This window comes from Paenibacillus sp. FSL H8-0283, from assembly GCF_045040675.1.
Taxonomy (GTDB): domain Bacteria; phylum Bacillota; class Bacilli; order Paenibacillales; family Paenibacillaceae; genus Paenibacillus; species Paenibacillus amylolyticus.
Window position 1 is genome coordinate 1 of the sequence record NZ_CP150295.1, and the last position, 26,445, is coordinate 26,445.

The following is a 26,445-nucleotide window of genomic DNA, read 5'->3' on the forward strand; positions in this document are numbered from 1 at the left end:
GTGGACAGCCATACTTCTGATTTATGGCAGCAAATTTTATCAATCATACAAAACAAACTCAGCAAACCCAGCTTTGACACCTGGTTCAAAGCAACCAAAGCCACCAAGCTGAATGACCGTTCAATCGTCATTTCCGCACCAACCACGTTTGCCGTCGAATGGCTGGAGAGCCGTTACACCAAATTGGTTGGCTCGACGGTATACGAGTTGCTTGGCAAGCAAGTCGATGTGAAATTTGTCATCGAAGAGAACAAGCCTGCTGAACCGGACCCGCAACTGCCGGCGCCAACGCCTACAGTTGTACAGGAAGAAGCCGTACTCAGCATGCTGAATCCGAAATATACGTTCGATACATTTGTCATCGGGCCGGGCAACCGTTTTGCCCATGCCGCATCGCTGGCGGTCGCTGAAGCGCCCGCCAAAGCTTACAATCCTCTCTTTCTGTATGGAGGAGTAGGTCTCGGTAAAACTCACTTGATGCATGCGATCGGACATTATGTTCTGGAGCATGATCCGGGCAGCAAAGTCGTTTATTTGTCGTCTGAGAAATTCACGAACGAATTCATTAACTCGATCCGTGACAACCGCGGGGAGAGCTTCCGTAACAAATACCGGAGCGTCGACATTTTGCTCATTGATGATATTCAGTTCTTGGCGGGAAAAGAATCAACACAAGAGGAATTTTTCCATACGTTTAATGCGCTGCATGAGGAACGGAAGCAGATTATCATCTCCAGCGACAGACCACCGAAGGAAATTCCGACATTGGAAGAACGGCTTCGTTCTCGCTTTGAATGGGGGTTAATCACGGATATCCAGCCTCCAGATTTGGAGACAAGGATCGCAATTTTGCGGAAAAAGGCACGTGCGGAAAACCTGGATATTCCGAATGAAGCGATGATGTACATTGCCAACCAGATTGACACCAACATCCGTGAACTGGAGGGCGCCCTGATTCGGGTCGTTGCTTATTCTTCACTGACTAATCAAGATGTAACCACTCATCTGGCAGCTGAAGCACTGAAGGATATTATTCCTTCCAGTCGTCCCAAAATGATCACTATTCATGACATCCAACAAAAGGTCGGCGAGTATTATAGCCTTAAGCTTGAAGATTTCAAAGCACGGAAACGGACCAAGGCAGTTGCTTTTCCAAGACAGATTGCCATGTATCTCTCTCGTGAACTGACAGACTTTTCTCTGCCCAAAATTGGGGAAGCATTCGGAGGACGAGATCACACCACTGTCATACATGCTCACGAAAAAATCTCCCAAGCGATTAAAAACGATCAGGATCTCTATAAAGTTATCAACAACTTAACCGAAAAAATAAAGAATCCAACCTGAACAAGTCCCAAGCCTATGCACAACGTATACACATGTGGATAGGCTTGGGTGTACGGGTTTATACCCACTTATCCACATATTCAGTGCCCCTATTACTATTATTACTAAAAAGATCTTAAAGATATCATCTCCAAAATAGCCATTTCGGAGCTTAGCCTTCGGCCTTTGAAAAACACCTTTTAACACCCCAACACCCAAAAAAACAGCTAGGAGTGAAACCATGAAAATCAGCATAATGAAAAACTACTTAAACGATTCCATACAGCAAGTATCCAAAGCGATCTCGAGCCGTACGACGATTCCGATTCTGAGCGGTATCAAATTCGACGTGAATCATCAAGGTGTAACGTTGACAGCAAGTGACACCGATATATCCATTCAATCCTTCATCCCGCTTGAAGATGGAGATAAAAGCGTAGTTCAGGTAGATCAACCCGGCAGTGTAGTTTTGCCAGCCAAGTTTTTTGTGGAGATCATCAAAAAGCTGCCATCACAGGAAGTGCACATGGAAGTCAAAGAGAACTTCAACACCTTTATCTCCGCAGGTGCTACCGAAATTCAACTGGTAGGTCTGGATCCGGAAGAATTCCCGGTACTGCCAAGCATCGAAGAAAACCAAACCGTCTCCATTCCAGGAGATTTGCTGAAAAATATGATCAAACAAACGGTCTTCTCCATTTCCACACATGAGACTACTCCAATCCTGACAGGTGTACTCTGGAGTTTGGGTGACAACGAATTGAAATTTGTGGCAACAGACCGTCACCGTCTTGCTACTCGATCAGCAATGCTGGATAATGCAGAGGGTATCCGCTTCAACAACGTAGTCATTTCCGGTAAAACGCTGAACGAGCTCAGCAAAATTGTTCCGGATCAAAATACCCTTGTGGATATCGTTGTTGCAGATAACCAGGTCCTGTTCAAAATCGACCGTGTATTGTTCTACTCCCGTATTTTGGACGGAACATATCCGGATACTTCTAGAATTATTCCAACGTCATACAAAACAGAACTTGTTTTAGATACAAAAAAATTAAGTGAATCCATTGACCGGGCTTATTTGCTGTCGCGTGAAGAGAAAACAAACATCGTGCGTATGCAAACGATGGATTCGGGATCCGTTGAAATTTCTTCAAGCTCTTCCGAGCTAGGTAAAGTAAGAGAAGAAATCGAACCTGCCGAGTTTACAGGAGATCCGTTAAAAATCTCGTTCAACTCCAAATACATGCTGGATGTGCTGAAAGTTGTTGAAAGTGAGCAACTGATGATCGCTTTTACAGGAGTCATGAGTCCAATCATCTTGAAACCGCTGGATGACAGTCACAGCCTTTACGTGATATTGCCATATCGGACGACCAACTAACGAAAGGAAGATCATAGTGAACCAAGTTACGATTCGTACGGAATATATTAAGCTTGATCAATTTTTGAAACTGGCTGATTGCATCCCAACTGGAGGTATGGCCAAAGCTCTGCTTCAGGAAGGACTTGTACGTGTGAATAAAGAGCCTGAGGAACGCCGGGGACGTAAGTTATACCCTGGGGATATCGTTGAAGTGGACGGAGAAGGCACATTCGAAGTTGCTGCAGAATAAGAAGACCAGTTCGATCCTGCTGCCTCCTGACGGACGGGATAAAAGGGAGGTTACCGCGTGTTTGTGAACAGCATTGATCTGCAGAATTTCCGCAATTATGAACATCTGAGACTGGATTCTTTTGGTCCCGTAAACTTGTTGATCGGGCAAAATGCCCAAGGCAAGACCAATCTTGCAGAGGCGATTTTTGTACTTGCACTCACCAAGAGCCACCGTACATCCCGTGACAAGGAGTTAATCCGTTTCGGTGAGGAACGTGCCAGACTTGCAGCAGAGGTCGACAAAAAGTACGGATCGGTCAAGCTTGAACTATCTTTGTCGCAACAAGGCAAAAAAGCAAAGATTAACGGCCTGGAGCAGCGCAAGTTAAGTGATTTTGTCGGAGCGCTCAATGTTGTGATGTTTGCGCCGGAGGATCTGGAGATTGTAAAAGGCACACCGGGGGTCCGCCGCCGGTTTCTTGACATGGAGATTGGACAGGTTGCACCAGGTTACCTGTATCACCTGCAGCAATACCAAAAAGTGCTCGTCCAACGAAACAATTTGCTTAAGCAGTTATGGGGAAAAGGGGCATCGGCCCAGACCATGCTTGAGGTGTGGAACGAACAACTGGTCGAGCATGGTGTTAAAATCGTCAAAAAAAGGAAACAATTCATAAAGAAACTACAAAAGTGGGCAGAAACGATTCATCAGGGGATCACCGGAGGCGGAGAAGTCTTGCGGCTGGCCTACCTTCCTTCCTTCAGCGAAGCCGCTGAGGAAGATGAAGCTGTCTTAATGGACCAATTTATGATAAAATTATCACAAATGAAAGAGCAGGAGATTCGCCGAGGCACAACCCTTAGTGGACCACATCGGGATGACCTGTCCTTTTTCATTAACGATCGGGAAGTACAAACATATGGCTCGCAGGGGCAGCAGCGCACAACGGCGTTGTCCCTTAAACTTGCGGAAATTGAACTGATTCATGAAGAAATCGGAGAATATCCAGTTCTGTTGCTGGATGATGTTCTGTCCGAGCTGGACCCTTTTCGCCAGACGCAGCTGATCGAAACGTTCCAGAGCAAGGTGCAAACCTTTATTACAGCTACGGGGATCGAGAGCCTGAACGTTGACAAGCTCAAAGATGCCAGTATTTATCACGTTCATGCCGGACAGGTTGAACGCTAAGGAGTGAGGGGCTTATGTACATTCATCTGGGCGGTGAGAAGATCATCCGTTCTTCCGAATTGGTCGCTATTTTTGATATATCGATTGAAAAATCCTCAAAGATCTCCAAGCAGTATGTCACGCATGCCGAGCAGGAAAAAACAGTGGAACACATCGGCGAAGAGGAAGCCAAGTCCATTGTGGTGACCAAAAACATTGTGTACTACTCGCCTATTTCCTCAGCCACGCTGAAAAAGCGGGCTCACATTTTTCCGGATCTCTAGCGTTGTGTGGCATAAAATTAGTTAACGCATATTTACGATATTGAATCTATAGAAGTAGGTGAAAGGCATGTCTATGAATCAACCGTCATATGATGCGAATGAAATTCAGGTCCTTGAAGGATTGGAAGCCGTACGGAAGCGTCCGGGCATGTATATCGGTTCCACCAGTTCCAAGGGCCTGCATCATCTGGTCTGGGAAGTAGTGGACAACAGTATTGACGAAGCGCTTGCAGGTTACTGCGACCACATTGAGGTCAGTATCCATGAAGACAATAGCGTGACTGTAGTCGATAACGGACGGGGTATTCCTGTCGGCGAACATACCAAAATGAAACGTCCTGCACTTGAGGTAGTTATGACTGTCCTCCATGCAGGGGGAAAATTTGGCGGCGGCGGATATAAAGTATCCGGTGGTTTGCATGGTGTTGGTGTGTCCGTTGTGAATGCACTCTCTGAAAAAGTGGTTGTAACGGTTAAACGTGAGGGACATATCTATCAACAGGAATATCGCCGTGGAGCTCCACAGTATGACCTGAAAGTGATCGGTACAACCGACGAAACAGGAACAACGGTTAGATTCCATCCAGATCCTGAAATTTTCACGGAAACAAGAGTGTTCGAATATGACATCTTGCTTGCCCGGATTCGTGAGCTGGCATTCCTGAACAAGGGCATCGGTCTTACATTGACGGATGAGCGTACAGGTGCAACCAACTCGTTCATGTACGAAGGCGGCATTATCGAATACGTCTCCTACCTGAACCAGAAGCGCGAAGTCCTGCATGAAAATCCAATTTACGTCGAAGGTTCCAGAGATAACATTCAGGTGGAAGTTGCCCTGCAATACAATGACAACTACACCGAGAATATCTATTCCTTCGCGAACAATATCAACACGCATGAGGGCGGAACGCACGAATCAGGTTTCAAAAGTGCCCTTACACGGATCATCAACGACTATGCTCGTAAGGCGGGTGTAATCAAGGACAGCACGGGGAACCTTTCCGGAGATGACGTGCGTGAAGGCTTGACAGCTATTATTTCGGTCAAGATTCCGGAACCGCAATTTGAAGGACAGACAAAGACCAAGCTGGGCAACAGCGAAGTGCGTGGGATTGTCGAATCCTTGTTTGCCGAGAAGCTGCAGGAGTTCCTGGAAGAGAATCCTTCCGTATCCCGTCGCATTTTGGAAAAAGGTCTGCAAGCAGCACGTGCGCGTGAAGCTGCCCGTAAAGCCCGTGAACTGACACGTCGTAAAGGTGCACTCGAAGTGAGCTCACTTCCAGGTAAACTGGCAGACTGTTCATCCAAGGATGCTTCAATCAGCGAATTGTACATCGTCGAAGGTGACTCTGCAGGCGGATCAGCAAAGCAAGGTCGGGATCGTCATTTCCAAGCGATTTTGCCACTGCGTGGTAAGATTTTGAACGTGGAAAAAGCTCGTCTCGACCGGATATTGGGTAATGCGGAGATTAGAGCAATTATTACGGCAATGGGTACGGGTATTGGTGATGACTTCGATATTGCCAAAGCACGCTATCACAAAATCATTTTGATGACCGATGCCGACGTTGATGGTGCTCATATCCGAACACTATTGCTGACATTCCTGTATCGGTACATGCGTAAAATCATTGAGGCAGGTTATGTATATATTGCACAACCGCCATTGTTCAAGATTGAGCGTAACAAAGTGATTCGTTATGCCGGTTCCGAGAGAGAGCGCGATGAAATTATTGCAACGCTCGGCGAAAATGCGAAATTCAACGTTCAGCGTTACAAAGGTCTTGGCGAGATGAATGCCGGACAATTGTGGGAAACGACGATGGATCCGGAGAGCCGGACCATGATGCAAGTATCGATTAATGATGCCATACTTGCTGATACCATGTTTGACACCCTGATGGGGGATAACGTTGAACCGCGTCGTGACTTTATCCAGGAAAATGCAAAATACGTGAAAAACCTCGACATTTAACATATTCGAAGAGGCGCCTGAGAGGGCGCCTTTTTTATATTAGGGAAGGTATGGAACAGGGAAGGCGTATACTTAGATCTCCATATCCCTTTGTTATCTGCGTACACGTTTTTTGGCAGATGAAGCCTGTGCTTTAGGGGATGGCCGGGAGCTCTTACCCTTTTTGGAGGGCAAACGACCGTACGCAATCGCATAACGTTTGATCTTCCGGTACGCCTCCTTGTCCGGTAATAAGCCAAAGGCATAAATGCCTGGCAGTGTGTTGACTTCAAGAATCCAGGGACGCCCTGCTTCGTCTAGCGCAATATCAATACCAATCTCTTTGAGTCTTGGAAATGATGTTTGCAATTGCACAGCGGTATGAATACCTAAGCGGTACAGCTCAGTGCGAAGTTTTTTGAAGCCATCCTGGTGAAGATGGGGGAGTACGAGTTCTTCAAACGTGGCCAATCGCCCACCACCATGAATGTTAGTGATGATTTTGCCCGGGGCAGCAATACGTCCCAGAACACCTGTTGTTTCCCAGTTGTGTTGCAGATTTTTCTGAGTTAACACACGCAAGTCAAAAGGCAAATTTTCATGCTTCATCAGCGAGATTCCCTGTTGAATGATATATTCACGTTCCTGAATACGATCATTCAGTGCTCGTTCGAGTTCGTCCAGGGAATGAAATGATCTCTCCTCTGTACCGTATTGGAGATGATATGTTGTTGTGAGATAGGTAGCTCTGGAGATAACAGCACTTGCTTCGGGTTCATCAGCCAGGTTTCGATCATTGGTTTCTTCCGAAACCTCTGCATCTGTGGTGGAATCTTCGGAATTAACAACAGGTTCGTATAAACGGGTTGTTCTCACCCGCATAACGCCATTACCGTAAGTGCCACGGTCCGGTTTGATATAGTTGGACTCAAATAATTCAGTCATTCGTTCCAGAGTTTGACGGCTATATTTTCGGGTCACTGGGATATATTCATTCACAATGCGACTGCGTTGTAACACGGCTGTTTTGGCCCATTTGCTGGAGACGCGTTGGATACCCAAGATTCATCAGTCCTTTCATGTTTTGTTCAGTTCTAAAGAGGGACCAGACACGGAGAAATCAAAGGACAAGAGACGATTTCAGTGGTATAATAGAGAAATATGGCGTTTTGTGCGATGAGCTGCACAATTTGCAGTTTGATCGTAGGACGGGAATGGCTTTAGCCTCGGTAGGCACAGTACATATGCCGTTTTTCTAGCATTGTATGTGCAATTGGGGAGGAAGGCAGGGCGTATCCCCAGACACGCAGAAGTTCCCAGAAGAAAGGCTATTGCCCAGCGGACGTTTAATTGTGTAACTTTTGTGAAAGTAATATAATAAAGAGTAGCGTTCTTGCGCGGTTTTAGCCTTGTTAGGCTTTTCACATATAATCAACTTTTTTGCATGACGGAATGGAACGTTTGTTGAAGGACAAGAAGGAGGTCCAGCATGGCGGAAGAAATGAACTCTCAGATTACAGATCGGGATATAGGCGTCGAGATGCGTGAATCGTTTATGGATTATGCGATGAGCATCATCGTTAGCCGTGCCTTACCTGACGTGCGTGATGGATTGAAGCCGGTTCACCGGCGTATTCTGTACGCGATGTCAGAGCTCGGCATGACACCCGATAAACCACATAAAAAATCAGCCAGAATCGTCGGCGAAGTTATCGGTAAGTATCACCCACACGGTGACTCTGCTGTTTACGAGACGATGGTACGGATGGCACAGGATTTCTCCCTGCGTTATATGCATGTAGATGGACACGGTAACTTTGGATCTGTCGATGGTGATATGGCAGCAGCCATGCGTTATACCGAAGCACGTTTGTCCAAGATTGCTATGGAAATGCTCAGAGATATCAACAAGGATACGATTGATTTCCAACCAAACTATGACGGTGAAGAACATGAGCCAATCGTTCTGCCTGCTCGTTTTCCTAACTTGCTTGTCAATGGGGTCGGCGGGATCGCGGTAGGTATGGCTACCAATATTCCTCCTCATAACCTGGGTGAGGTCATTGATGGTGTACAGGCCATGATTCAAAATCCGGACATTACATCCATGGAACTCATGGATTACATTCAAGGACCAGACTTCCCTACGTCCGGCTACATTTTGGGCCGTTCAGGCATTCGCCAGGCGTATCAGACCGGACGTGGTTCAGTAACGATGCGGGCTAAAACCAACATCGAAGAGAACAACAACAAGGCGCGAATTATCGTTACAGAGTTGCCTTATCAGGTAAACAAGGCGAGACTTGTTGAGAAAATCGCCGAGTTGGTACGTGATAAAAAGATTGATGGTATTACTGACCTTCGTGATGAGTCTGACCGTAATGGTATGCGGGTTGTAATTGAACTTCGCAGAGACGTGAATCCGGGGGTTGTCCTGAACAACCTGTACAAACATACATCGATGCAATCCACTTTCGGGATTAACATGCTTGCGATTGTTAATAAAGAACCTAAAATTCTGAACTTGCGTGAAGTGTTGTATCACTATCTGCAGCATCAGATTGAGGTTATTCGCAGACGTACGCAGTTTGAACTGAAAAAGGCTGAAGCTCGTGCACACATTCTAGAAGGTTTACGTATTGCGTTGGATCATATCGACGAGATTATTACGTTGATTCGTTCATCCAGTAATGCGGATGCAGCAAGAGAAGGTTTGATTGAGCGCTTCTCACTCAGTCATGATCAGGCTCAAGCTATTCTCGATATGCGTTTGCAACGCCTCACAGGTCTGGAACGCGAACGTATTGAAAATGAATATAACGAACTGATGGTCAAAATCAGAGAGTATCGCGAAATTCTGGCCAATGAGCATCTGGTGCTTGAGATTATCAGTACGGAGCTGCAAGAGATCCGCGACCGCTTCAGCGATGATCGTCGTACAGAGATCACTGTAGGCGAAGAGAGCATTCTGGATGAGGACCTGATTCCACGTGAAGAGGTTATCATTACGATTACTCATACAGGCTACGTGAAACGTCTGCCGGTATCCACATACCGCAGCCAGAAACGAGGTGGACGTGGGGTCGTGGGTATGGATACAAAAGATACCGACTTTGTCGAGCATCTGTTTGTGACCAACTCCCACAATTACCTCATGTTCTTCACTGACAAAGGTAAAGTGTACCGTCTCAAAGCTTACGAGATTCCAGAGCTTGGACGTACCGCTCGGGGAACGCCGATTATCAACCTGATCCAGATCGAGCAGGGCGAATCGGTCAATGCCGTAATTCCGGTCCAGGAATTCGAAAGTGACAGATATTTGTTCTTTGCTACCCGCCAAGGGGTTGTGAAGAAGACGCCACTTGAGGATTACACCAATATCCGCAAAGGCGGCTTGATCGGTATTTCCTTACGTGATGATGACGTTCTGATCGATGTTAAGCTGACCGATGGATTGCAAGAGATCATCATGGGTACAGCTCACGGAATGTCTATTCGATTCTCGGAAGGTAATGTACGTTCCATGGGACGTAGCGCAACCGGGGTCAAAGGGATTACATTGGATGAACAGGATGCTGTTATCGGCATGGATGTAGTTGATAAAGAGCTTGATGTTCTGATCGTTACAGCCAAAGGTTATGGTAAACGTACACCTGTCAATGATTATCGGATGCAGACTCGTGGCGGTAAAGGGATCAAGACTATTAATGTCACAGAGAAGAACGGCTCAGTAGTCAGTCTCAAAATGGTTAAAACCGAAGAGGATCTGATGATTATCACGTCCAGCGGTACGTTGATCCGGATGAGCATGGAAGGCATATCCACTATGGGTCGATACACGCAGGGTGTGAAGCTGATTCATATTCGTGACGAGGATTCAGTAGCTACAGTCAGCCGAATTGACAAAAATGAAGAGGAACCAGACGATGAGTCGCTTGAAGGCTTGGAAGGCGAGGAGTCCCAAGCTCCGGAAGTAAGCTTGGAAGAAGGCACCGTTTCTGACGCTGAGGTTAATGAAGTTGAGGGCGACGACGATTCCGGTTCGGAAGCATAAAATAGAATTTTATAAAGACTGATCTCTTTGAGATTGGAAGAAGATTGCGAGGGCTCCCACCGGGAGCCCTTTTGTTTGTATAAAGGAATCTCTTCTTTTATTCTTCCGATTCTGGGATGTACAGCCTGATTCCTGAGTAATATAATGGAAAATATCATGAAAAACCGGGACTATGGTCTTGTTTGTATTAACATAGAAGAACGATGAGTGAGGGGAATACACATGGGATTAATCACCCTGTCAGAAGTCAAACCAGGACTCAAACTTGGGAGTGATGTGCAAACACTTCGCGGCAACGTTCTGCTTCAGAAGGGAAAAGTCATTTTACCCAAGGATATGGAAGTGCTCAGAGCCTTTATGATTCAACAGGTAGATATTGAACAAGAAAGAACGGTGTCGAGTAGTACAGGAACCAAAGGTGCATCTGTGTCCGCAGGAAGTTCTACGAATGACAACAATGGTGAACGGGCAGGGAAGACAGGGAACGTCACCACATCTCCTGTAGTAACGTCTTTGCAGGATGAGTATGAGAAGATGGTCGGACTAACGAAAAATGCTTTCCTGTCCTCTCTGGCGGCTGAATTACCGGTCTATGAGTTACGTACACAGTTGGAGGCTGTGTTTGCACATCTCAAACAATATAATGTGCTTACCTTCAGTCCACGAGTAATGCAAGAACATGATTATGTATATCACCATGCCGTACTGAGTGCGATCACATCCTATCAACTGGCTCAATGGATCGATCTCCCCTCCAAGGATTGGATGCAAGTGGCTTTTGCAGGCTTGTTCCATGATATTGGTAACAACAAGGTAGATCCGCAGATTCTCCATAAACCATCCACGTTGACGGCTACAGAGCAAGAAGAGATTCGTCAGCATACGAAATATGGTTATCAGATCCTTAAACAGGCAAAGGCCATTAATGAGGGAGCCAGACTTGCAGCTTTGCAGCATCATGAAAAAGTGGATGGTTCAGGCTACCCGTTGCAGCTTAGTGGGACGCAGATTCATATTTATGCCAAAATTGTAGCTATCGCTGATATTTTCCACGCTATGACGCTGGAGAAGATCTACCGCAAGGCACAATCACCATACCTAGTCCTAGAACAGATCCAAAGTGAGGCATTTGGGAAATTGGATCCTGCAATCGTAAGTGTATTTGTTCAACGGTCGACCCAGATCCATAATGGCATCCGAGTGAAACTCAGCAATAACCAGATTGGAGAGATCGTATTCTCTGATCGAGATCATCCTACACGGCCTATGGTGTCAGTAGAAGGAACCATCATTAATCTGATGCAGCAACGGCAGCTTCACATCCAAGAGGTTATCGGATAACAATAGATATTAAAGTAACTTGATGAGAGGGTCTTTCTTTTATAGAGAGGCCTTTTACGTGAGATAAATGTGGAAATGTAGAAAAAAACAGAAAGATTATAGAAAGATATATAAATAATCAAAAAAAGACTTGCATTCAATATCTGTACATGGTATATTCTAATTCCGGCCAAGAAAACACGGTTTACACGGTGCGGCAAGCAAATGAAATAAGCTTCGAAAGAAACTTAAAAAAAGAGCTTGCAAAGTTGGTTCGGATGTGATAAGATATAAAAGTTGCTGAAGAGAACGACATTCGGTAACAAAATAAGTTTGATCTTTGAAAACTGAACAACGAGTGAGTAAACATTCTGCTTGCAGAATGAACGCGAAAGTTTGAGACAAGCCTTGGCTTGGATCGACTGGAGCACAAATGAGATTTTTAATCTCGTCAGATTCAAAATGAGCTTATCGCTCTTTTCAATACTTTATTGGAGAGTTTGATCCTGGCTCAGGACGAACGCTGGCGGCATGCCTAATACATGCAAGTCGAGCGGACTTGAAGAGAAGCTTGCTTCTCTGATGGTTAGCGGCGGACGGGTGAGTAACACGTAGGCAACCTGCCCTCAAGTTTGGGACAACTACCGGAAACGGTAGCTAATACCGAATAATTGTTTTCTTCGCCTGAAGGAAACTGGAAAGACGGAGCAATCTGTCACTTGGGGATGGGCCTGCGGCGCATTAGCTAGTTGGTGAGGTAACGGCTCACCAAGGCGACGATGCGTAGCCGACCTGAGAGGGTGATCGGCCACACTGGGACTGAGACACGGCCCAGACTCCTACGGGAGGCAGCAGTAGGGAATCTTCCGCAATGGGCGAAAGCCTGACGGAGCAATGCCGCGTGAGTGATGAAGGTTTTCGGATCGTAAAGCTCTGTTGCCAGGGAAGAACGCTTGGGAGAGTAACTGCTCTCAAGGTGACGGTACCTGAGAAGAAAGCCCCGGCTAACTACGTGCCAGCAGCCGCGGTAATACGTAGGGGGCAAGCGTTGTCCGGAATTATTGGGCGTAAAGCGCGCGCAGGCGGTCATTTAAGTCTGGTGTTTAATCCCGGGGCTCAACCCCGGATCGCACTGGAAACTGGGTGACTTGAGTGCAGAAGAGGAGAGTGGAATTCCACGTGTAGCGGTGAAATGCGTAGATATGTGGAGGAACACCAGTGGCGAAGGCGACTCTCTGGGCTGTAACTGACGCTGAGGCGCGAAAGCGTGGGGAGCAAACAGGATTAGATACCCTGGTAGTCCACGCCGTAAACGATGAGTGCTAGGTGTTAGGGGTTTCGATACCCTTGGTGCCGAAGTTAACACATTAAGCACTCCGCCTGGGGAGTACGGTCGCAAGACTGAAACTCAAAGGAATTGACGGGGACCCGCACAAGCAGTGGAGTATGTGGTTTAATTCGAAGCAACGCGAAGAACCTTACCAGGTCTTGACATCCCTCTGATCGATGCAGAGATGTATCTTTCCTTCGGGACAGAGGAGACAGGTGGTGCATGGTTGTCGTCAGCTCGTGTCGTGAGATGTTGGGTTAAGTCCCGCAACGAGCGCAACCCTTATATTTAGTTGCCAGCATTTCGGATGGGCACTCTAGATAGACTGCCGGTGACAAACCGGAGGAAGGTGGGGATGACGTCAAATCATCATGCCCCTTATGACCTGGGCTACACACGTACTACAATGGCCGGTACAACGGGCTGCGAAATCGCGAGATGGAGCCAATCCCAACAAAGCCGGTCTCAGTTCGGATTGCAGGCTGCAACTCGCCTGCATGAAGTCGGAATTGCTAGTAATCGCGGATCAGCATGCCGCGGTGAATACGTTCCCGGGTCTTGTACACACCGCCCGTCACACCACGAGAGTTTATAACACCCGAAGTCGGTGGGGTAACCGCAAGGAGCCAGCCGCCGAAGGTGGGATAGATGATTGGGGTGAAGTCGTAACAAGGTAGCCGTATCGGAAGGTGCGGCTGGATCACCTCCTTTCTATGGAGAATCGTTTCCTGCAACGGAAACATTCAAATACGCAGCTTAGCTGCAAAACACTCACTCGTTGTTCGGTTTTGAGAGCTCAAACTCTCAAACAGCTTGCTTTTGCATGGAGCTTGTTCTTTGAAAACTAGATATCGAAACGAAACAAACGCGAATTAGAACATTCCTTTTTAGCTGAACTTGTGTTAAAACAAGTTTCAATAAAAACGGTAGTCAAATTGCTTTTGTGAGGGTATCGGGTGAGAGCGACTTTTGGCTTTGCGCAAGCAAAACAAGGGAAGCGAGCGACCGAAACCGGAACAAAATGGTTAAGCTACTAAGAGCACACGGAGGATGCCTAGGCGCTAGGAGCCGATGAAGGACGTGGCGAACAACGAAACTGCCTCGGGGAGCTGTAAGCAAGCTTTGATCCGGGGGTGTCCGAATGGGGAAACCCAGCTGGGGTAATTTCCAGTTACTCATAACTGAATACATAGGTTATGTAGAGGCATACCAGGGGAACTGAAACATCTAAGTACCCTGAGGAAGAGAAAACAATAGTGATTCCGTCAGTAGCGGCGAGCGAACGCGGAGAAGCCCAAACCAAAGAGCTTGCTCTTTGGGGTTGTGGGACGTCTCACATGGAGTTACAAAGGAACCGGTTAAGCGAAGAGGTCTGGAAAGGCCCGCCAAAGAAGGTAAAAGCCCTGTAGTTGAAAGTCTGTTCCCTCCGAGACGGATCCCGAGTAGTGCGGGGCACGTGAAACCCCGTATGAATCCGGCAGGACCATCTGCCAAGGCTAAATACTTCCTAGCGACCGATAGTGAAGCAGTACCGTGAGGGAAAGGTGAAAAGCACCCCGGAAGGGGAGTGAAATAGAACCTGAAACCGTGTGCTTACAAAAAGTCAGAGCCCGTTTTAGGGGTGATGGCGTGCCTTTTGTAGAATGAACCGGCGAGTTACGTTCCCGTGCAAGGTTAAGGTGAAGAGCCGGAGCCGCAGCGAAAGCGAGTCTGAATAGGGCGAATTAGTACGTGGACGTAGACCCGAAACCGGGTGATCTACCCCTGTCCAGGGTGAAGGTGCGGTAACACGCACTGGAGGCCCGAACCCACGCATGTTGAAAAATGCGGGGATGAGGTGGGGGTAGCGGAGAAATTCCAATCGAACTCGGAGATAGCTGGTTCTCCCCGAAATAGCTTTAGGGCTAGCCTCGGAAAACAGAGTCGTGGAGGTAGAGCACTGATTGGGTGCGGGGCCCGCAAGGGTTACCAAGCTCAGTCAAACTCCGAATGCCATAGACTTACTTCCGGGAGTCAGACAGTGAGTGCTAAGATCCATTGTCAAAAGGGAAACAGCCCAGACCATCAGCTAAGGTCCCCAAGTGTGTGTTAAGTGGGAAAGGATGTGGAGTTGCACAGACAACCAGGATGTTGGCTTAGAAGCAGCCACCATTGAAAGAGTGCGTAATAGCTCACTGGTCGAGTGACTCTGCGCCGAAAATGTAACGGGGCTAAACACACCACCGAAGCTATGGCTTGATGCTTTGCATCAGGGGTAGGGGAGCGTTGTATAAGGGTTGAAGGTGTACCGTAAGGAGCGCTGGACATTATACAAGTGAGAATGCCGGTATGAGTAACGAAAAGATCAGTGAGAATCTGATCCGCCGAAAGCCTAAGGGTTCCTGAGGAAGGCTCGTCCGCTCAGGGTAAGTCGGGACCTAAGGCGAGGCCGAAAGGCGTAGTCGAAGGACAACAGGTCGAAATTCCTGTACCACCGTAAGCCGTTATGAGCAATGGGGGGACGCAGTAGGGTAGTGACGCGGACTGATGGATGTCCGTCTAAGCAGTAAGGCTGATGTGTAGGCAAATCCGCACATTGTAAGGCTGAGCTGTGATGGGGAGCGAAAATTATAGTAGCGAAGGTCATGATCTCACACTGCCAAGAAAAGCCTCTAGCCAGGTGATGGTGCCCGTACCGCAAACCGACACAGGTAGGCGAGAAGAGTATTCTAAGGCGCGCGGAAGAACTCTCGTTAAGGAACTCGGCAAAATGACCCCGTAACTTCGGGAGAAGGGGTGCCCCGGTAGTGTGAATAGCACGAGGGGGCCGCAGTGAAAAGGCCCAAGCGACTGTTTAGCAAAAACACAGGTCTGTGCGAAGCCGTAAGGCGAAGTATACGGGCTGACGCCTGCCCGGTGCTGGAAGGTTAAGGGGAGTGGTTAGGAGCAATCCGAAGCTGTGAACCGAAGCCCCAGTAAACGGCGGCCGTAACTATAACGGTCCTAAGGTAGCGAAATTCCTTGTCAGGTAAATTCTGACCCGCACGAATGGCGTAACGACTTGGGCGCTGTCTCAACGAGAGATCCGGTGAAATTTTAATACCTGTGAAGATGCAGGTTACCCGCGACAAGACGGAAAGACCCCATGGAGCTTTACTGCAGCTTGATATTGAATTTGGGTACGATCTGTACAGGATAGGTGGGAGCCTTTGAAGCATGAGCGCCAGCTTGTGTGGAGGCAACGTTGGGATACCACCCTGATCGTATCTAGGTTCTAACCTGGTACCGTAATCCGGTGCGGGGACAGTGTCAGGTGGGCAGTTTGACTGGGGCGGTCGCCTCCTAAAGAGTAACGGAGGCGCCCAAAGGTTCCCTCAGAATGGTTGGAAATCATTCGAAGAGTGCAAAGGCATAAGGGAGCTTGACTGCGAGACCTACAAGTCGAGCAGGGACGAAAGTCGGGCTTAGTGATCCGGTGGTACCGCATGGAAGGGCCATCGCTCAACGGATAAAAGCTACCCTGGGGATAACAGGCTTATCTCCCCCAAGAGTCCACATCGACGGGGAGGTTTGGCACCTCGATGTCGGCTCATCGCATCCTGGGGCTGAAGTAGGTCCCAAGGGTTGGGCTGTTCGCCCATTAAAGCGGTACGCGAGCTGGGTTCAGAACGTCGTGAGACAGTTCGGTCCCTATCTGTCGTGGGCGTAGGAAATTTGAGAGGAGCTGTCCTTAGTACGAGAGGACCGGGATGGACGTACCGCTGGTGTACCAGTTGTTCCGCCAGGAGCACCGCTGGGTAGCTATGTACGGACGGGATAAACGCTGAAAGCATCTAAGCGTGAAGCCCCCCTCAAGATGAGATTTCCCAGTATGTAAGACCCCTTGAAGACGACGAGGTAGATAGGCTGGGGGTGGAAGTGCAGCAATGCATGGAGCTGACCAGTACTAATCGGTCGAGGGCTTATCCAATAGCAAGTTCTAAATCGCATGTTTCGTTTCGAATCTAGTTTTCAGAGAACGATCTCTGAAATGTAAGCTATGCGTTTGGTGGCGATGGCGGAGGGGTTCCACACGTACCCATCCCGAACACGACCGTTAAGCCCTCTAGCGCCGATGGTACTTGGACCGCAGGGTCCTGGGAGAGTAGGACGCCGCCAAGCAAGGAACCACTGCCGATGTTATTCGGTGGTGGTTTTTATTTGTTTATAAGGATTAGAAACGATGAGCGGAAGCTCTGACACGATCGATACTGGAAGGTAACATTTTTGTTACGGATAACAGCGGCAAAACCAGTATAATAGGACTATGTTAAATATGCTAAAAGTACCTGACCACAGAGCTGGAATGTGCAGCTGTGAAAAGGAGGGTGTGTGTGTTAAGTTGGCGGAGACTTGGACTACAATCATTTCTGTTGCTTTGTTTGACCGTTGTTCTAGCAGGATGCGGTGAAGCTTCAGGATCTGTATGGACTTCATATGAAGGTGCGGTGAACGAGAAGAGTTTTCCGGTGCCGAAAGTAGCGAATAAATCTGACCAGTCTGAAAATAATTCGGATATGGATTATGTTCGATATACGCTGTCTGGTATTAGTGAGAGTACTAGCTTGCCTGAGGTATATCTAGACGAGATTAAAAGCTGGGGTTGGACAGAGAGGCAAGCCAAGGGTACATCCAATGAATCCAGTACCTTGCGTGTATTTGCAAAGGAAGGACATACTGTGCATTTAGCAGTACATGATGGTTCCTTTACACTAATGGTTCCTAGAAATGATGCTACTCAAACGACAGTTAAATCATTGGCTGAAGATGATTAAGCTGGTTCAAGTATGGTTTGGTATGATTAATTAACGCTGTGATGTTCCTTATAATATAGTAAAGCTCCCGTGTACATGATCGGGGGCTTTTTGTTATTTGGCGAAGTAGGCTTTAGTAATGATGGGAGAAGCTATCACGTATGGTGGATCAGAGGTCATACAGGTTCAGAAGGAATGGGGCAGTTTCTTCCGTACATGTATAGGTGGTATGTTTGCTTGAAGTATAGGGGAGTGTAGAGCGCTAAAAGTAGAGGGGGGAGAGCTATAAGTTGTATGCGACCATAAGGGAGACAGAGCTGAGACTAAGGCAAAAGATCGCTCGAAGGTGTAAGATCTACGAGATATCTGGGGTTATGAGGATATGGAGCAGCGGGAGGAAAAGAGGAGAAGAACGGAGCCTTGAGTGGGGATAACTCATTTAACTATGCCCATGCTGTGGATAATGGATGAGAAGGGAACAATAAATAAAGGTTATCCACTGTGGATAACCTTTATTTGAGCATGTGAGGCTGAGTCAACTGAACGATACACGATTATGTTTTTGCATCAGATTATTCGAAGGGCTCAGCGGTTATGTATTACAAGTAAGTAAGGTACATTGAGTATTGCATAAATGAGGGAGTGTTATTGCAGATAATATGAGACATCTTGTTCATTCAATTTGATGAGTCCATCTTTGCGCTCACGGGAGAGAACCATTACAACATACAAGCGAGGACCCAGCAACCACAAATGCCAGAAGATCAGCGAGAGGGTGAAGGACAATGGCGACCATATCAAACATACTGTAATGATACATAATCCAATCCAGCTCATGTTAAGGTGTACCCGGACAAACATACGGAAGCTAAAATGCTGATCAGGGATATAACCTAACCAGGGCATACGCATATTCCAGCGCCAGCGTTTGGCGTAAGAGGTACGGACCAGAAGTAATATGGTTCTGGCGATGACATAATGAATCCAGATGGTGATTGGACCTGCCAGTACAAAAAAGAAGAGGCCAGTCCAGGAGAATGCGAGTAGATTGAATAAGAGCATGATGACCGGCAGACACAGATAGCTGTAAATGACACTGCGGGCGATAGCCTTTTTTTTCAGAAGCCGGTATTGATAAAATGTTGCTTTATTCTCCGGTTCGGCGATCATACGATTATATATCCTCCTTCGGATTCACGTTTGTGTGGGGTAGGTATTCGTTTTTCTTACACGAGTAAAAGGGAATGAATCATACATGTATGTATATATGAACCTTGTATCTCACGCCATGACGATTGTACAAGATATTGAGATTCGACGGAGCTTATCTCAGTATACTCCCGAATACACGGACTGTCAGGCTTTGATATCGTTATCATGTATTATATATCGGCTGGGATTCCAAGTTTTTTTAAGGAAATTAAATATAAGTTTGAGTCAGGCCAAGGGATACGTGATGTAGAGGTAAATGCGATGGAATGTAGGATAACTGTATATACATAAGCAGGTGAATGTTCTTGTAGGGAGAATGAATGTATTTTTCGGTACAGACACCCAAGAGGGGGTGGGCGAATATATATATTTTATAGAAAGAAAGCACTATGAAAATGTTTAAAATAATAGAAACTGTGCAATACTGATAGTAAACGTAAAACAAGGTGGGATGGTTCATGGAAGAACATGCCGAACACACATGTATTATCTGCGAGCAAAGAAAAAGAGAAGGCATTTTTATTGTATCTGAATTCATATGTGACACTTGTGAAGCAGAAATGGTTCATACCGACGCGCAGGATGCCAAGTACAATTATTTTATTCATCAAATGAAGCAAATTTGGGTACAAAAAAACGCATAATAAATGTTGCTAATAGAAGTAGAAGCGAAACATCACATTGTAACGATGCTGATGTGTATAGAGGCCCAATGGGCCTTTTTCTGTTTTTAAGAGGAGAGATTGTCTTGTATGCCATCTTGGGAAGGCGTATGCTGATATAATGGTATAGATCATTTGCAGTAACGCGTGTGGAGATGGGGAAGAAGTGCGTTCCTTGGATTAGGAAGCATTTTAAAGCGCATAGGACGCACATAATATATGTACAGGATGGTTATTTCATGGAACATAAAAATAAATTAAGTAGTGCCCCTTTATATGAAGCGTTGCTTGCGTATCGTGATTCGAAGCAGCGTTCTTTTCATGTGCCTGGGCATAAGAATGGACAAGCTTATCGACATTTGGTAGAACAAGCAGAAGCAGGGCAACCTCGAGCTAAGGATATCGTTAATGAGGAACACCAGCACAACGGTGAGATTCAGAATGATGGAGGAAAGAATGTTAACCAGAAGGTAGAGCGTTTCAGTTCGGTGGGTGAACATGGGGCTGATCTGGAGAGCGGGAAACATATTGGTGACGAAGGGGTTCGTTTGGAAATAGAACTGACACCAGTGCGTTCATTTCTGGAAATGATGGAGATGGATGTTACGGAGATCACGGGCACCGACGATTTGCACTATCCGGAAGGTGTAATCCAGGAAGCACAGGAGCTTGCGGCAGATTGTTTTGGAGCGGAGGAGAGTTTCTTCCTTGTGGGAGGCAGTACTGCTGGTAATCTGTCCTTATTGCTCACCGTGTGTGACGAGCCAAACAGTATTGTACTGGTGCAACGGAATGTGCACAAATCCGTTATTCACGGGTTAATGCTGGCAGGTGCAAGAGCTGTATTTCTGGAGCCGTGGGTCGATCCTGCGTCTGGACTTGCGGTCATGCCGTCGGTGGAGACGGTTCAGGCTGCTGTCCAGTCCTATCCTGAGGCAAAGGGCGTATTGGTCACTTTGCCTAATTATTACGGCATGGGCGCTGATCTGACGCCCATAGCCGAGGTATGCCACGCCGCTGGCATGCCATTGCTCGTGGATGAAGCGCATGGCGCGCATTATGGGCAGCATCCGGAGCTGCCTGTCTCTGCACTGTCATGCGGAGCAGACGGTGTCGTGCAGTCGACACATAAGATGCTGACGGCCTTCACCATGGGTGCCATGCTGCACATTCAGGGACCACGGTTAAACCGGTCCCTGTTAAGGCAGCGTCTGGCCATGGTGCAAAGCTCAAGCCCATCATACCCGGTGATGGCTTCGCTTGATCTGGCGCGCCGGCTGCTGCACGTGCAGGGCGCGAACACATTCACGGCGGGGCTCACCGCCGTGAATGCCTTTAAGCGCGGCCTCGCGGAGCTGCCGCGCTTCCAGTTGCTGCAGCCTGCACAGCCGCTGCAGCCAGAACCGCCAGCCGGGACTGCGAAGCCGGCTGGCTTGTCCGTGTCCGCTGCGCAGCAGACACGGGAGGGTCTGACCGCGGCGGCGATGCCATCTGCCGCGGGGTATACCGCTCAGGACCCATTCAAGGCTGTCATCTATGACGGCGCAGGGGTGCTGAGCGGTTATGGGCTACAGCAGCAGCTGGAAGCGTGCGGCTGTGTGCCTGAGATGAGCGACGAACGGTACGTCGTCTTGCTCTTCAGCCTGGGCTCAACGGTGCAAGATGCTCAGCACCTGTTGCAGGCTTTACACCATATCAGCTCTGCCAACGGGCATGAGCAGGTCCAATCTAATGCAGTGCCATCGCAACAGATTGCGAAAGGTTCGGCACATTATATTTCCACGTGGAACAATTTACAAGAAAAAACTCGCTACTCGGAACCGATCTCCTTTACACTGCAACCGATTGTGGAGACGGATACGATCAATGTCCTGATAGAAAAAAGCGCGGGTTGTCGATCAGCCGAGATGGTTATTCCTTATCCTCCAGGGATTCCGCTTGTATATCCGGGTGAACGTATTAGTCCATCGATGGTGGCTCGTATACAACTCCTGCGGGATGAGGGTGCAAAGTTTCATGGGGTATCCGATGCATCTCTACAGTCATTGAAGGTCATGAAGGAATGAAGGGAACACATGAAGATCTGAATTGCATTCACCAATAGGTAGTTTATATGACCAATACGGATAGCGATATCAGACCCTACACATGTGAGGGTCTCTTGGTCATTAATTTAGTTGCTAGGGTGTGTCTTCAAACTCAGGCATGCAAGACGTTGAAGGATGTCAGGGTCCAACATCTTGAAATCAAGGATTGCTGATCCTGGCGAATTGTCCAGACGATTTTCTAAGGAATCGAGGACGTCTTATTTAGCCTTCGAGTCCTCCTTTTATTTTGTAAGAAACCTGAGACACGTTATTAACCAAAATCACCTAATAAACACGCTGTAAACGGCTGGTTATTCCAATATACCGTGTTTCAGATTCCTTAGATTGCTGCGGGCGCTTCAAATCGCTGAATAAGACGTCACAGGGTCGTTAGCCCTCCCGCTCCGTGCCCTGCTCCAGACACATTCAGTTTGAAGACACGCTTTAGTTCAACTTATAGAGATAGACATAAGAAAGAAGGGAACACTTTGGGTATTCCGCTAAAAAAATATACAGGAATAGTCCTGCAAGTTTTGTTGATGTACGGTTTTTATTGGATTGGAAACTTGATTCAAGCTGTATTACACCTGCCGTTAACAGGCAGTATTGTGGGCATGTTGGTATTGTTTGTCACCATTCAACTGGGATGGATCAAAATGAGCTGGGGAGAAGAAGGGTCGACGTGGCTTCAATCTCATCTGCAATTGTTGTTCATCCCCCCAACTGTGGGCATTATTAATCATTTTGATTTTTTTAGAGCTAACACCTTGTTATTGGTTCTGGGTTTGATCGTTAGCACATTAATCACATGTCTGATATCTGCCAAATTAAGTGAGTGGCTTATGACATGGAGATCGTCTCATTCAGGCAAAAAGGAGGCGATCACTTGTCAGCATTCATCCTCGGAATTGGAATGATCGCGCTAACCATCGCTGTATATATTCCAGCTACTCGTCTATATAAAAGGCTGAAATGGCCGATCCTTATGCCTGTACTCACAACGACTGCCATACTGATCCTGATTTTGGTGATTGCCGGTATAAAGCTGGATACGTACATGCTGGGTGGCAAATGGATACAGGAGCTCTTGGGTCCAGCAGTTGTATCGCTCGCTTTTCCCTTGTCCAGACATCTGCATGTGCTGAAGCAAAATATCATTCCAATTGTGGGTGGAACAATCGGAGGCAGTATTACAGGCGTCTCCACGGGGGCGTTGATCGCCATTCTGCTTGGCTATCCTCAAGAGATGGTCATCGCTTTATTGCCAAAATCAGTGACAACTCCTGTGGCTATTCAACTCGCTAATCAGGTTGGGGGGAATGCCTCATTCACATCGCTGTTTGTGATGATTGCAGGATTCTCGGGGATATTATTAGGGCCGATGCTCTTGAAATGGGCCAAGGTCCGCAGTAAACATGCCTATGGAATTGGACTGGGTTCAGCATCTCATGCCCTCGGCATGGCAAGGTCTTTTGAATATGGAGAGAATGCGGTAGCCCTCAGTTCAGTTTCCATGATTGTCAGTGCTATTGCCGGATCAATTATGCTTCCATTATGGGTATGGATTATCTACGGTTGAACGCTTTACTTTGTTGTTCATGTTGGAGTAACCGCTGACCTATAGTATGATAGAAAGAAACAAGCTTGTATGATCTTGGTGTTATTAATACGTACCGATATAGCTGTAGCTATACACCTCTGGGCGGGGGATATCATATCTTGTAGCAAGAGGGTCTAAGCATATTCAATTACAGCAGCAATAGATGCAATTATCGACATAGAAAGCAGGGAAGCATATGCAGGGCAGAGGTAAATTCATTACGCTGGAAGGGGGAGAGGGTTCCGGTAAAACAACGATGATCGGTAGAATAGGTTCTTATTTTGAAGAACGGGGTATACCTTACGTAGTTACGCGAGAGCCTGGTGGAATTGAGATTGCGGAGAAAATACGTTCAATTATTCTGGACCCTCTTCATACGGCAATGGATGCTCGAACCGAAGCACTATTGTATGCAGCTGCACGCAGCCAGCATCTGGCGGAGAAAGTAGAGCCTGCACTGAGAGCTGGAAAAGCAGTCATCTGTGACCGATTTGTCGATAGCAGTCTGGTCTATCAAGGCTACGCCCGTGGACTCGGGATAGAGAATGTATGGGCCATTAACCGTTTTGCGATTGGTGATCTCATGCCGGATGTGACCTTATATCTGGACATTGAGCCTGAAGTGGGGCTTGCCCGGATCGATGCTCATGATGGCCGCGAAGTGAACCGTCTGGATCTGGAAAATCTGGAGTTTCACCGTAAAGTGCGAGAGGGTTACTTCCTATTAAAAGAGCAGTTCCCAGAACGGATCAGAGTTATCGATGCTTCCATGAAGCAGGAGGATGTCTTGGCAGCAATGATTTTGTCGCTGGAGACAGGGATTTTGAAGGATTTTGACGAGTAATTGTCTAATATATAGACAGGGCATTTGATAAAGGTGCTTATTCTAAAGGAGGTTATGCAGGATGAAACTGATTGTTGCGATTATACAGGATAAAGACAGCAACCGATTATCCAGCGCATTGGTCAAAGCAAACTTTCGGGCGACGAAGCTTGCCAGTACGGGCGGATTTTTGAAGGCAGGCAACACGACGTTTATGATCGGTGTCGATGATGGTCAAGTCGAATCCGTAATGAACGTCATTCGCAGCAGCTGTAAGGTTCGTGAACAGCTCGTGACTCCGGTCACACCGATGAGTGGAACAACCGACTCTTACCTGCCGCTACCTGTTGAAGTTCAAGTAGGCGGAGCTACTGTATTTGTTCTCCCGGTAGATCGCTTCGAACATTTCTAATTAAACCTATTGCATGGATCCCATGAGGGTCCTTCATGATCGATAGCATGTTGGAAACTATGGATGCAAGAAGAGTTAACAGAGTTCGTGCGTGCCACTTACGGAACGCCTTTTTTGACGAGAAGAATCAGCATACTCTTTCCGGATGAGCATTTCCCAGCTGGGAATGGTTCCTTTCGGAAAGAGGTTGACTACAAAGAACAAGTCCTTGATGGTGATGTGTATCTACCATTATATATAGAGTGTGATCAGCATATATAAAAGCCTCATTCTCACGCACAGGCGCAACGCGCACTGTGCTGATGGGCGATTGGCTAACTATGATAGAAAGCGGGCGTATCCATGAAAATCAATCCTGGATTCAGACCGATTCAGAGCGGGATCAGTTCTACTGATTCAGGTTCCAAACCGGTTCAATCCAAAAATTTCTCTGATATGATGAATCACCAGGGGGAACGGGCCTCACAAGCTGAACTGAATCGCCGGTTTAGTGAAATCCAGCTTCAGGGAGATCGCTTGGCACGTTCCATGACGATTCGTGAACTGAAGGCGTATAAGCAACTTGTTAAAAGGTTCCTGGAAGAGACCGTTCGTCGCGGTGTATCCATGAAAGAGACAAGGGGTTGGGATCGTCGTGGCAGAGGTAAGCGGTATAAGCTGATTGATGAAATTGACTCCGCTCTGTTATCCATGGCTGATGAATTGCTGGATACAGAAGAAGGAAAAATCTCTCTATTACAACAAGTAGGCGAAATTCGGGGGATGCTTATTAATTTAAGCTTCTGAGGAGGAAGTATGTCCTTTCAACAGATTATGGGTCAACAAGCGGCCAAGAAAATGTTACAAAGCAGTTTGAGACGTAAGGCAATAAGCCATGCGTATTTGTTTAGCGGTCCAGCTGGTAGCGGGCAACGGAAGACGGCAATTACCTTTGCCAAGGCAATATTCTGTACAGAGCTTGAAGATGACGCTTGTGGGCAGTGTCTTGAATGTCGTAAGGTAGATCATGGTAACCATCCGGATCTAACCATGCTTGCACCAGATGGAAACAACATTAAAATAGATCAAATCCGGGATCTGCAGCGTATCTTTTCATACCGATCAGAGGCAGGCCATCCCAAAGTATATATTATAGAACAAGCCGAGAAAATGACGGTGCAGGCAGCAAACAGTTTGCTCAAATTTCTGGAGGAACCGCAGGTACCAGCAGTCGGCATCCTGATTACAGATAATGGACAGGCCATGTTGCCAACGATCCGCTCACGCTCCCAATTGGTACCGTTCAGCGCACTGAATCCGGAAGAGATGCTGCAATCACTAATTGAGGAAGGGCATCCTGCCAATCTGGCTCGCTCTGCCGTCCATTTAGCGTCAGGATTGGAAGCATGTAGAGAAATTCTCCAGCAGAATTGGTTTGCAGAAATTAGAAACGTAATGTTACAATTAGGGAAGGAGTCCCTGGGTAGAGGAAGTACATCATTGATCTCTGCACAGCAGAAGCTTTTTAAAACCGGACTCTCTGAACACCTGGACATGCTGCTTAGTTTGTTCCATCTATGGTTTAGGGACATGCTGTATGTTCAGTACGATAGGCATGAACATATCGTTTTTATAGATCAGTTAGACATGTTATCTCAGTTGGCACATACCCGCAGCACAGAGCAGTGGGTCTCCTACATGGATATGGCCGCAGCATGCAGAAAAAAATTGCGTTTCAACGTCAATGGCCAGCTTTGTCTGGAGCAATTTTTGATCGGTTTGGCATAAGACTGGGAGAGGGCAAAGTTAGCTCCAATCATATGCAAACGGTTATAACTTCGGCCGGTTCCCTAAGAAGACGG

At 47.2% G+C, this 26,445-nt stretch carries 19 protein-coding genes and 3 rRNA genes; 20 read left to right on the forward strand and 2 right to left on the reverse strand.

What is annotated here, in order from left to right; translation table 11 throughout:
• The 6 genes from dnaA to gyrB all read left to right on the forward strand — a co-directional run bounded on the left by dnaA (position 1) and on the right by gyrB (position 6,353).
• Positions 1-1,347 (forward strand): chromosomal replication initiator protein DnaA, encoded by a 1,347-nt coding sequence (gene dnaA, locus MHI52_RS00005; RefSeq protein ID WP_036611990.1) that lies wholly within the window; start codon positions 1-3, stop codon positions 1,345-1,347.
• A 220-nt stretch (positions 1,348-1,567) separates the two neighbouring features.
• Positions 1,568-2,710 (forward strand): DNA polymerase III subunit beta, encoded by a 1,143-nt coding sequence (gene dnaN, locus MHI52_RS00010; protein ID WP_017691408.1) that lies wholly within the window; start codon positions 1,568-1,570, stop codon positions 2,708-2,710.
• Between the two features lie 16 nt (positions 2,711-2,726).
• Complete coding sequence (yaaA, locus tag MHI52_RS00015) at positions 2,727-2,942, forward strand: S4 domain-containing protein YaaA (protein WP_036611994.1); 216 nt, start codon at positions 2,727-2,729, stop codon at positions 2,940-2,942.
• Between the two features lie 57 nt (positions 2,943-2,999).
• Positions 3,000-4,112 carry a DNA replication/repair protein RecF gene (recF, locus tag MHI52_RS00020; protein ID WP_017691406.1) on the forward strand — a complete coding sequence of 371 codons (1,113 nt, stop codon included), beginning with the start codon at positions 3,000-3,002 and terminating at the stop codon, positions 4,110-4,112.
• A gap of 14 nt (positions 4,113-4,126) precedes the next feature.
• Positions 4,127-4,375 (forward strand): extracellular matrix regulator RemB, encoded by a 249-nt coding sequence (remB, locus tag MHI52_RS00025; protein WP_017691405.1) that lies wholly within the window; start codon positions 4,127-4,129, stop codon positions 4,373-4,375.
• A 67-nt stretch (positions 4,376-4,442) separates the two neighbouring features.
• On the forward strand, positions 4,443-6,353 hold the full coding sequence (gene gyrB, locus MHI52_RS00030; protein ID WP_036611997.1) for a DNA topoisomerase (ATP-hydrolyzing) subunit B: 1,911 nt from the start codon (positions 4,443-4,445) through the stop codon (positions 6,351-6,353).
• Positions 6,354-6,446: 93 nt separating this feature from the next.
• Here gyrB and MHI52_RS00035 read toward each other — a convergent pair whose 3' ends face one another.
• Positions 6,447-7,394 carry a YheC/YheD family protein gene (locus MHI52_RS00035; protein WP_338707443.1) on the reverse strand — a complete coding sequence of 316 codons (948 nt, stop codon included), beginning with the start codon at positions 7,392-7,394 and terminating at the stop codon, positions 6,447-6,449.
• 427 nt (positions 7,395-7,821) lie between these two features.
• Between MHI52_RS00035 and gyrA the strand changes: the two genes are divergently transcribed.
• The 6 genes from gyrA to MHI52_RS00065 all read left to right on the forward strand — a co-directional run bounded on the left by gyrA (position 7,822) and on the right by MHI52_RS00065 (position 17,829).
• The gene (gene gyrA / locus MHI52_RS00040; RefSeq protein ID WP_076329292.1) at positions 7,822-10,386 is read left to right on the forward strand and encodes a DNA gyrase subunit A; all 2,565 of its coding nucleotides are present in this window, start codon (positions 7,822-7,824) and stop codon (positions 10,384-10,386) included.
• A gap of 222 nt (positions 10,387-10,608) precedes the next feature.
• Entirely contained in the window at positions 10,609-11,727 is a 1,119-nt protein-coding gene (locus MHI52_RS00045; protein WP_405158245.1) for an HD-GYP domain-containing protein, read from the forward strand.
• A gap of 467 nt (positions 11,728-12,194) precedes the next feature.
• A 16S ribosomal RNA gene (locus MHI52_RS00050) occupies positions 12,195-13,747 on the forward strand.
• Between the two features lie 312 nt (positions 13,748-14,059).
• Positions 14,060-16,985, forward strand: a 23S ribosomal RNA gene (locus MHI52_RS00055).
• A 74-nt stretch (positions 16,986-17,059) separates the two neighbouring features.
• A 5S ribosomal RNA gene (rrf, locus tag MHI52_RS00060) occupies positions 17,060-17,176 on the forward strand.
• The 16S, 23S and 5S rRNA genes sit together here, the layout of an rRNA operon.
• Positions 17,177-17,388: 212 nt before the next feature.
• On the forward strand, positions 17,389-17,829 hold the full coding sequence (locus MHI52_RS00065) for a hypothetical protein (RefSeq protein WP_017691399.1): 441 nt from the start codon (positions 17,389-17,391) through the stop codon (positions 17,827-17,829).
• Between the two features lie 624 nt (positions 17,830-18,453).
• Here the strand turns inward: MHI52_RS00065 and MHI52_RS00070 are convergent.
• On the reverse strand, positions 18,454-18,978 hold the full coding sequence (locus MHI52_RS00070) for a hypothetical protein (RefSeq protein ID WP_036606136.1): 525 nt from the start codon (positions 18,976-18,978) through the stop codon (positions 18,454-18,456).
• Between the two features lie 500 nt (positions 18,979-19,478).
• Between MHI52_RS00070 and MHI52_RS00075 the strand changes: the two genes are divergently transcribed.
• The 8 genes from MHI52_RS00075 (at position 19,479) to holB (ending at position 26,371) form a co-directional block, all read left to right on the forward strand.
• Positions 19,479-19,664, forward strand: coding sequence for a sigma factor G inhibitor Gin (locus tag MHI52_RS00075; protein ID WP_017691396.1), 186 nt, complete (start codon positions 19,479-19,481; stop codon positions 19,662-19,664).
• A gap of 257 nt (positions 19,665-19,921) precedes the next feature.
• Entirely contained in the window at positions 19,922-21,748 is a 1,827-nt protein-coding gene (locus MHI52_RS00080; RefSeq protein ID WP_405158246.1) for an aminotransferase class I/II-fold pyridoxal phosphate-dependent enzyme, read from the forward strand.
• Between the two features lie 509 nt (positions 21,749-22,257).
• Positions 22,258-22,686, forward strand: a complete 429-nt coding sequence (locus MHI52_RS00085; protein ID WP_083677614.1) for a CidA/LrgA family protein — start codon at positions 22,258-22,260, stop codon at positions 22,684-22,686.
• Positions 22,656-23,348: an LrgB family protein gene (locus tag MHI52_RS00090; RefSeq protein ID WP_083677615.1), complete on the forward strand. Its 693-nt coding sequence runs from the start codon at positions 22,656-22,658 to the stop codon at positions 23,346-23,348. Before MHI52_RS00085 ends, MHI52_RS00090 begins: the two co-directional genes overlap by 31 nt.
• 217 nt (positions 23,349-23,565) lie before the next feature.
• Positions 23,566-24,213 (forward strand): dTMP kinase, encoded by a 648-nt coding sequence (tmk, locus tag MHI52_RS00095; protein ID WP_017691392.1) that lies wholly within the window; start codon positions 23,566-23,568, stop codon positions 24,211-24,213.
• 61 nt (positions 24,214-24,274) lie between these two features.
• On the forward strand, positions 24,275-24,604 hold the full coding sequence (locus MHI52_RS00100; protein WP_017691391.1) for a cyclic-di-AMP receptor: 330 nt from the start codon (positions 24,275-24,277) through the stop codon (positions 24,602-24,604).
• Between the two features lie 342 nt (positions 24,605-24,946).
• A complete protein-coding gene (locus tag MHI52_RS00105; protein WP_017691389.1) occupies positions 24,947-25,390 on the forward strand; it encodes a YaaR family protein in 444 nt (147 codons plus the stop codon).
• 9 nt (positions 25,391-25,399) lie between these two features.
• A complete protein-coding gene (gene holB, locus MHI52_RS00110) occupies positions 25,400-26,371 on the forward strand; it encodes a DNA polymerase III subunit delta' (RefSeq protein WP_036606132.1) in 972 nt (323 codons plus the stop codon).
• The last annotated feature ends 74 nt before the right edge of the window (positions 26,372-26,445 follow it).

Bases quoted from the DNA above. Each gene is read 5' to 3' on its own strand.
- tmk (WP_017691392.1), top strand. From the start codon at position 23,566: ATGCAGGGCAGAGGTAAATTCATTACGCTGGAAGGGGGAGAGGGTTCC.
- MHI52_RS00045 (WP_405158245.1), top strand. From the start codon at position 10,609: ATGGGATTAATCACCCTGTCAGAAGTCAAACCAGGACTCAAACTTGGG.
- MHI52_RS00075 (WP_017691396.1), top strand. From the start codon at position 19,479: ATGGAAGAACATGCCGAACACACATGTATTATCTGCGAGCAAAGAAAA.
- gyrB (WP_036611997.1), top strand. From the start codon at position 4,443: ATGTCTATGAATCAACCGTCATATGATGCGAATGAAATTCAGGTCCTT.
- MHI52_RS00100 (WP_017691391.1), top strand. From the start codon at position 24,275: ATGAAACTGATTGTTGCGATTATACAGGATAAAGACAGCAACCGATTA.
- MHI52_RS00105 (WP_017691389.1), top strand. From the start codon at position 24,947: ATGAAAATCAATCCTGGATTCAGACCGATTCAGAGCGGGATCAGTTCT.
- remB (WP_017691405.1), top strand. From the start codon at position 4,127: ATGTACATTCATCTGGGCGGTGAGAAGATCATCCGTTCTTCCGAATTG.
- dnaN (WP_017691408.1), top strand. From the start codon at position 1,568: ATGAAAATCAGCATAATGAAAAACTACTTAAACGATTCCATACAGCAA.
- MHI52_RS00070 (WP_036606136.1), bottom strand. From the start codon at position 18,978: ATGATCGCCGAACCGGAGAATAAAGCAACATTTTATCAATACCGGCTT.
- gyrA (WP_076329292.1), top strand. From the start codon at position 7,822: ATGGCGGAAGAAATGAACTCTCAGATTACAGATCGGGATATAGGCGTC.
- MHI52_RS00080 (WP_405158246.1), top strand. From the start codon at position 19,922: ATGGAACATAAAAATAAATTAAGTAGTGCCCCTTTATATGAAGCGTTG.
- holB (WP_036606132.1), top strand. From the start codon at position 25,400: ATGTCCTTTCAACAGATTATGGGTCAACAAGCGGCCAAGAAAATGTTA.